7 protein-coding genes and 1 rRNA gene are annotated in these 7,965 nt (G+C 38.9%); all 8 read left to right on the plus strand.

Annotation, left to right across the window (positions count from 1 at the left end):
* Positions 1-77 (plus strand): 5S ribosomal RNA (gene rrf, locus EKM66_RS12980); the annotation flags it as partial.
* A gap of 397 nt (positions 78-474) precedes the next feature.
* Complete coding sequence (locus tag EKM66_RS12210) at positions 475-1,305, plus strand: phosphate acyltransferase (RefSeq protein ID WP_125764983.1); 831 nt, start codon at positions 475-477, stop codon at positions 1,303-1,305.
* Positions 1,306-1,320: 15 nt separating this feature from the next.
* Positions 1,321-2,421: a butyrate kinase gene (buk, locus tag EKM66_RS12215; RefSeq protein WP_125764985.1), complete on the plus strand. Its 1,101-nt coding sequence runs from the start codon at positions 1,321-1,323 to the stop codon at positions 2,419-2,421.
* A complete protein-coding gene (gene lpdA, locus EKM66_RS12220) occupies positions 2,405-3,823 on the plus strand; it encodes a dihydrolipoyl dehydrogenase (RefSeq protein WP_125764988.1) in 1,419 nt (472 codons plus the stop codon). Before buk ends, lpdA begins: the two co-directional genes overlap by 17 nt.
* A gap of 15 nt (positions 3,824-3,838) precedes the next feature.
* Complete coding sequence (locus EKM66_RS12225; RefSeq protein ID WP_125764990.1) at positions 3,839-4,828, plus strand: thiamine pyrophosphate-dependent dehydrogenase E1 component subunit alpha; 990 nt, start codon at positions 3,839-3,841, stop codon at positions 4,826-4,828.
* 1 nt (position 4,829) lies between these two features.
* Positions 4,830-5,813: an alpha-ketoacid dehydrogenase subunit beta gene (locus EKM66_RS12230; protein WP_125764992.1), complete on the plus strand. Its 984-nt coding sequence runs from the start codon at positions 4,830-4,832 to the stop codon at positions 5,811-5,813.
* An 11-nt stretch (positions 5,814-5,824) separates the two neighbouring features.
* Positions 5,825-7,042 (plus strand): dihydrolipoamide acetyltransferase family protein, encoded by a 1,218-nt coding sequence (locus EKM66_RS12235; protein WP_125764994.1) that lies wholly within the window; start codon positions 5,825-5,827, stop codon positions 7,040-7,042.
* A 98-nt stretch (positions 7,043-7,140) separates the two neighbouring features.
* The gene (locus tag EKM66_RS12240; protein WP_125764996.1) at positions 7,141-7,656 is read left to right on the plus strand and encodes a hypothetical protein; all 516 of its coding nucleotides are present in this window, start codon (positions 7,141-7,143) and stop codon (positions 7,654-7,656) included.
* Positions 7,657-7,965: the final 309 nt, after the last annotated feature.

The raw sequence follows: 7,965 nt of genomic DNA on the forward strand, positions 1-7,965 counted from the left end.
CGAACACAGAAGTTAAGCTTCTTCACGCCGAAAGTAGTTGGTGGGAAACTACCCGCGAGGATAGGTAGCTGCCACGCAATTCTTAAAGAGGACTGATTAAATTCAGTCCTCTTTTTTTGTCTCTAAAATATAAATCAAAAGGTCATAGAATCCAGATAAATCACTGGATTCTATGACCTTTTATGTTTACTGGAATGGATTCCATGTGTGCTGTGCTGGTTCAGCAAAACTTCGCTTATAAGTATGTGTCAGCATAATCCTTTATGTCATTATGATAATTATATTTAAATGAATATACGATTGGTATACTACTAGTTAGATACCTAGTGTAGTGGGACTTTAGTACATATACAAGCTGTTAAATTGCTTACATAGTAGGAATCATGTAAACTGACGATGAATCGCAAATGCTCAATTTTTTTATAATAATAATGGTAACTACCATATTGGTATACCGAATGATGAGGTGCTATTATGCCCAAATGTGTAAGGATAGCTGTAGCTGGAGCAAATGATGATCGTATTTTTGAATTAGTTAATAGTTTTTCGAAGTCGAAAGAAATATACTTCGATTTATTTGGTGTGGGTCAGGTGAATCGGAAATTCGCTGGAAATGTGAGTTATGTTACTGCAGTTAATGATCAAGATGCTGTGGAGTTGGCAATAGAAGATATTATTGCTGGAGCGGATATTCTATTTAAAGGGTTAGTTCAAACGCACACTTTACTAAAGGAGGTTTTAAAAAAAGAATATGAACTGGTTCAAGGTAGATTATTGTCGCATGTTTCGATTTTGGAGATACCTGAGTTAAATCGTCCGGTTCTACTGACCGATGCAGCAATGAATATTGATCCCACGGTGGATCAGGAAAAAGAAATTATTAAAAATGCGATAGAAATTGCCCATGCAATTGGGATAGAACATCCAAAGGTTTCACTTATTAGTTCAGCGGAGAATTTTAATAAAAAGATGCCCTCATCGGTTAAAGCAAAGGAATTAACGGATTTTTATGATCATAATCGAATTGATGCGACTGTCTATGGTCCTTTGTCATTAGATCTGTCATTGTCGAAGGAAGTTGTTGCTGAAAAGAGATTCACTGGTCCGATTCAAGGTGATGCAGATATATTGGTAGTTCCTAATATTGACGTTGGTAATGTGTTATACAAGTCACTAACGATGTTCACCAAAACTAGAGTTGGTGGAATTATTGTTGGGACAAAAATACCAATTGTTCTAACTTCGAGAGGCGATTCACTCGAAAATAAGATATTAGCGTTGAAGTTTGCGCTGAAAGTTATTTAAAGTAGGTGTTCAGTTATGAGGACTTTGATAATTAATCCTGGATCAACTTCTACAAAAGTAGCAATGTATGATAACGAAACTGAAGTTTTTGGAACTAATATCGAACACAATAATGATGAAATTGATAGATTTGATAATTTATTTGCACAAGAACCTTTTAGAATTGCCGTAATTGAGAATTATGTTCAGAAGCAGAATTTTAATCTGGATGAAATTGATGCATTCGTTGGTCGTGGAGGATTAATGAAACCTATTCCCGGTGGAACTTATGAAGTCGATGATACAATGATTGCGGACTTGAAATCTGGTCGATATGGGATTCACGCCTCTAATTTGGGTGCAATAATTGCTCAAGAATTTGCAAAAAAATACCACAAACGAGCTTTTATCGTTGATCCAGTTGTGGTGGATGAATTTGAACCGGTGGCATATTTGAGTGGTGTCAAGAATCTGGATAGAAGAAGCGTCTTCCATGCTCTGAATCAAAAGGCTGTTGCACGTGAAGCTTTGAAGAAAATCGGCAAGAGCTATGACGATGCTAATGTGATTGTTGCTCATCTGGGTGGAGGCATAAGCATTGGTGCACATAAGAATGGTCGTGTCGTGGATGTAAATAATGGATTGGATGGAGAAGGTCCATTTGCCCCTAATCGTGCTGGTGCCGTCAGTGTTATGAGTGTTGTTGACTATATTTTTGAACATCATGCTACTCGAGAAGCAATGCGAATGATGATCACGCAAGCTGGTGGTTTGGTGTCATATATGGGAACCAATGATTTAAGAGTGGTTCAAACAAAGATGGATAATGGCGATAGCTATGCCAAGTTGGTATTTGAAGGACTTGTGTATCAAATTTCCAAAGAAATTGGTGAACAGGCTGCGGTACTTAAGGGTAAGGTTGATCTGATTATTTTTACAGGTGGACTGGCTTATTCTGTCCCACTGATGAAAGCGCTTACTAAAGATGTGGGATGGATTGCACCTACTTTTGTACTTCCTGGTGAGATGGAAATGCAGGCACTCAACCTTGGTGGTCAACGAGTTTTGAATGGGTTGGAGCCGGCAAAAAATTATCGAATAGAATCGGAGGCTTTGGCTAATGGCAAAAGAATATGATTTGGTCGTTGTTGGCGGTGGAATTGGTGGTTATTCTGGAGCAATCAAGGCCGCTAAAGAAGGACTGAGTGTGGCTTTAGTAGAGAGTGACCTGATTGGTGGGACTTGTTTGAATCGTGGCTGTATTCCTACTAAGGCTTATTTGAAGAGTGCTGAGATGGTTCGTAAGTTTCAAGATATGAGCGAGTTTGGGATAGTTGCTGATGACAAATACAAAATCGACTTTACCAGAATAATTGATCGTAAGGATAAAATTGTTCAGACGTTACGCAATGGTGTATCGGCGTTGTTGAAGATGAATAAAATTGATTATTTTAATGGGGAAGGGAGTGTTCTAGGAACATCTATTTTTACACCCAAATCTGGGTCAGTCATGATCAAGCCTAATGATGGCAGTGATGAAATTGTTCTGACACCCAAGAATGTTTTGATTGCCACTGGTTCAAGACCAACTAGCTTACCTACCGTTCAAGTGGATGAAAAAAATATTTTAACATCTAATGGAATTCTACAAATGACAGAATTACCAGAATCGATCACTATTATCGGTGGTGGTGTCATTGGTGTTGAATGGGCATCATTACTGAATGATCTGGGAGTTAAGGTTACAATTGTGGAATTTCAAGATAGATTGATTATTAATGAGAATCCTAAGGTTTCAAACCAGTTAAAAAATGAATTCGAAAAAAGGGGCATTGAGGTTAATCTATCCACAAAAGTGCAATCGGCCGCAATTGATAATGGTCAAACGACTGTTACTGCTCAAAAAGGCGATAAGGGAATTTCTTTTGAAGCTGAAAAGATCCTGGTGGCTGTTGGTCGTAAACCTAATGTTGAAAATATCGGCTTAGAGGCTGCAGGTGTGGAGTTTACTCGAAAAGGTATCAAGGTGGATGAATTCTATCAAACGACAGCTGAGAATATTTATGCTGTTGGTGATGTTATTCCTACGGTTCAACTGGCACATGTGGCTGCTAAAGAATCTGAATTAGTGGTTGATAAGATTTTGGAACGTGAAGTTATTCCATTGGATTACGATAATATTGCTCGTGGAATTTACACGTTCCCTGAAATTGCTAGTGTTGGTCTGGTTGATGGTAAAGCTAGCGATGGAGCTAATGCTAAAAAGGGACAATTTGATTTTAAGTTTAATGGTAAGTCGATGATCCAAGGAGAATTAGTTGGGCAAGTCGAGATGTTCACTGATATTAAAACTGACGATGTGATCGGACTTAGTATTGTAGGTCCGCATGCCACAGATATGATCAGTGAAGGTGCCCTAGGAATTTATTTGAATGCTAGTCCGGAAGAGTTTGGCGACACGGTTCACCCGCACCCAACGTTATCAGAAGCAATTATGGAAGCCGCCAACGATACTTTTGGAATGTCTGTTAATAAATGATAAGGAGTGGAAAAAATGAAATTAAAAGAAAGCCGCTTATCGAATGAGGAATTAATAGATGCCTATAAGATGGTCAAGGAAGCGCGGATGTTGGATGAACGTCTTTGGCAACTGAATCGTATTGGTAAATCAACTTTTAATATTTCTGGTCAAGGTGCAGAGGTAGGACAGGTTGCGATGGCACTTGCTTTTGAGCCAAAGAAAGATTATTTCTTGCCGTACTATCGTGATATGGCTGCGGTAATGGTTTGGGGTATGAACAGTAAGGATATTTTGATGGGATCTCTTGGTAAAGAAGATGATCCATCGTCACATGGTCGCCAGATGCCTAATCATTATGGTGATAAGCGCTATAATATTGTTTCATTCAGTTCAACTGTTACTACACAATTACCATTAGCGACTGGTGTGGGCTTGGCGATGCAGGTCGATAAAAAGGATAGTATTGTTTTGACTGCTACTGGTGAAGGCTCGACTGCTCAAGGTGACTTCCATGAAGCTTTGAATTTTGCGGGCGTTAAAAAGTTGCCAGTTGTATTCGTAGTTGAGAACAACGGTTATGCTATTTCGACACCAAATAATGAAGAATTCGGTGTAAAAAAGTTATCTGATCGTGCACCTGGTTATGGAATCTTTGGCAAACATATTGATGGCCATGATTTTGCTGAAACATACTTAGCATTCAAGGAGGCAGTTCAACATGCTCGCAATGGTGAAGGCGCTAGTTTGATTGAAATGGTGGTTGATAGATTGACTGCTCATTCATCAGATGATGATCAACGTGTTTATCGTTCTGAAAAAGAAATTGCCGAAATGAAGAAACATGACTGTGTCGATATAATGGAAAAACAATTGGTCGACGAAAAGATTCTCAAGGAATCAGAACTAGAAGATATTAAGAATGAATTAGCAAATAAGATCAATCAAGCTACTGAAGATGCAGAGGCTATGCCTAATCCAACGTCTGATCAATTAATGACACATATTTATGAAGGCGGTGAATAATATGTCTGAAAAAACTTATCTAGAAGCATTGAATCTCGCAATCGATGAGGAGATGCAACGTGATCCTGGTGTAATGATCTTTGGTGAAGATGTCGGTGGAGTTAAAGGTGGTGTCTTTGGAGTTACCAAAGGACTTGCTGAAAAATTCGGTGATGAGCGTGTTTTCAATACTCCGTTGGGTGAATCAGAAATTGCTGGTTTAGCAACCGGATTAGGACTTATGGGTCATCACGCCATCGCTGAATTCCAGTTTGCTGACTACATTTTGCCTGCTATCAACCAGATACTTTCGGAAGCCACAAAGATGCGTTACAGGACAGCAGGTGACTGGACAGCACCGATTGTTATGCGTGCACCTTATGGTGGAGGCGTTAGAGGTGGATTCTATCATTCACAATCGACTGAAAAGATTTTTGCTGGCCAACCGGGACTAAGAGTCGTTACTCCTTCGACGGTATACGATGCCAAAGGGATGCTGAAAACTGCTATTCGTAGTGAAGATCCAGTCCTATTTTATGAGCACAAGAAGCTCTATCGCTCGATCAAAGCTGACATTTCAGACGCAGATTATACGGTTCCGATCGACAAAGCTAATATTCTTCAAAGTGGGGATGATGTGACTGTCATTGCTTACGGTATGATGTTGCAGTATGTTCTCAAGGCTACTGAAGAATTAAAAGATGATATTTCGATCGAAGTTGTCGATTTGAGAAGCTTGTATCCGTTAGATAAAGCAACAATTATTGAAGCAACTAAGAAAACTGGAAAAGTCTTGTTGGTAACTGAAGACCCTAAAGAGGGCAGTATTATGAATAATGTTTCTGCAGTAATTGCAGAAAATGCATTGTTTGACTTGGATGCTCCAGTTCAGATACTCGCTGGTCCAGATTCACCAAGTATGCCGTATGCTAAGGATCTAGAAGATGCTTTCTTAGTAAATCCTGAACAAGTTAAGGCTGCCATTAAAGATTTGGCAGAATTTTAGGAGGGAAAATTATGTCAGAAATAATTATTAAAATGCCCCCTTTAGGTGAAAGCGTTACTGAAGCTACTGTTTCTCAATGGTTAGTAAAACCTGGCGATAAAGTTAAGAAATATGATCCGATACTTGAGGCTATTTCGGATAAAGTTGTTACTGAGATTCCTTCAAGTGATGACGGGGTTATTTCTGAGTTATTAGTAAAGGAAAATGATGTAGTTAGTATTGGAGCCGATATTTTGAAGATGAATACGGATGAAAAGGCTCCAGTATCTAATGAATCCAGTGGACCAAAAGAGTCACCAGTAGTATCAGCACCAAGTGGTGCACGTTTTTCACCAGCTGTTCTAAAGATTGCTGGTGAAAAAAATATTGATTTGAGCCAGGTAACTGGTAGTGGTAAGGGTGGACGTATTACTCGAAAAGATGTTTTGAACTTCACACCTAGCGCTACTGTTACTGCAACTGTTGAACCTAAAGCGGTACAAACCGCTCCAGTTGTGCAATCTCAAATACAACCTGTATCTTCAAGTGACAATGATGTAGTTGTAAAGGCTAGTCCAGTTCGTAAGATTATTGCTCAAAATATGCTTAAGAGTGTTCAAGAGATTCCACAAGCTTGGACTATGATCGAAGTGGATGTTACGGGACTGGTTAAGTTGAGGAATAGTCTCAAAGATGACTTCAAGAAACAAAACGGCTTCTCATTGTCATATTTCCCATTCTTTGTAAAAGCTGTTAGTGCGGCATTGATTCATAATCCGAAGATGAATAGCAGCTGGCAAAATGATGAAATAATTCAACACAAGGATATTAATATTTCTATTGCAGTAGCGACGGAAGATGCTCTATTTGTACCTGTTATTCAACACGCCGATAGATTATCGATTATAGGAATCGCTGCTGAAGTTTCAAGATTAGCTCAGGGAGTACGAAATAATTCGTTAGTTAAAGCTGATAACGAAGGTGGGACTATCACCGTTAATAATACTGGATCGTTTGGATCAGTAGAGTCGATGGGAATTATCAACTATCCACAAGCTGCAATCCTGCAAGTAGAAACTATTAGAAAAGAATTGTCAGTATTGGACGATGATAAATTCGGTATCAGAAATAAAGTAAATCTGTGCCTGACTATCGATCATAGAATTCTGGATGGCTTGGCAGCAGGTAGATTCTTAAATGAAGTGAAAGCAAATCTAGAATCAATTGATATGAACACTAATATTTACTAATAATAGTTGTTATAGGGCGTATATCAAACTAATATAAAGAAAATTGGCCTGTTCGTGTTACCATTGGCGTAATAGTTCTACTTAATAGAGGTGAGAATATGCGCGAAGAAAGATTTCGTAAATATCATAAGAAATCGCACAAAAAAGCAATTTGGATAACTTTAATCACAATAATAGTTCTGATAATTCTCGGAGTTGTCTTCTTTTTCCCACTGAACAACGCAATGAGAAGTGTTAGTGGTGGAAATGATACGCCGTCTGACAAAGTGGTCAAAAATGAATTAGTCAAAAAAGTTAGTTCAACGAAAAATGGTGATGCTGAACATGATAAGAAGGTTGAAAAGGCTGCGGCCGCTCTAAAAGCTACTAAGATGTCTGATATTATTAAGTCAGCTAATAGCGAGCCTGATGCTGCTAAACTTTTGCAACAGAATTCGTCGTTATCGTCTTCAGAATCAAAAGCTGCTGCCAAAACTATTTTTTCTGACAGCAAATATGATGGATTACGTCAAGCTGTCAGTGATGGTAATTGGTATTCGGCATACAATCAGTACAAGACTTTGTCGAGTGATGGTTCGCTGACCAATTTGAAGAATAGTATTAGTGATAAGTGATAGTGTAGCAAAATATGTTCAAATAAAAATCTCGTATTTACTTTAGTGTAAATGCGAGATTTTTTTATTGTGTTTTGTTGGTTATGTCTCCAGAGTTAAGAATATTTGCTTGCTATGCGGACCGAATTGAGCCGAAGTGCGGTCTCAATTCTCGGTTTGAAGACTTGTGAAGTTCAACAAGTCTTCAAACACGCCCGGTGGTGTAAGAGCATAGCTCTAACGCCACTCTCATAGGTGCGCCCGGCATGGGCGCTAACTTGGTGGTGGAAGTCCACCGTGAGCCGTAGTAGTCGGAATCACTAGCTGAGG

Origin of the sequence: Companilactobacillus hulinensis (genome assembly GCF_003946555.1) — a bacterium.
Taxonomy (GTDB): Bacteria; Bacillota; Bacilli; order Lactobacillales; family Lactobacillaceae; genus Companilactobacillus; species Companilactobacillus hulinensis.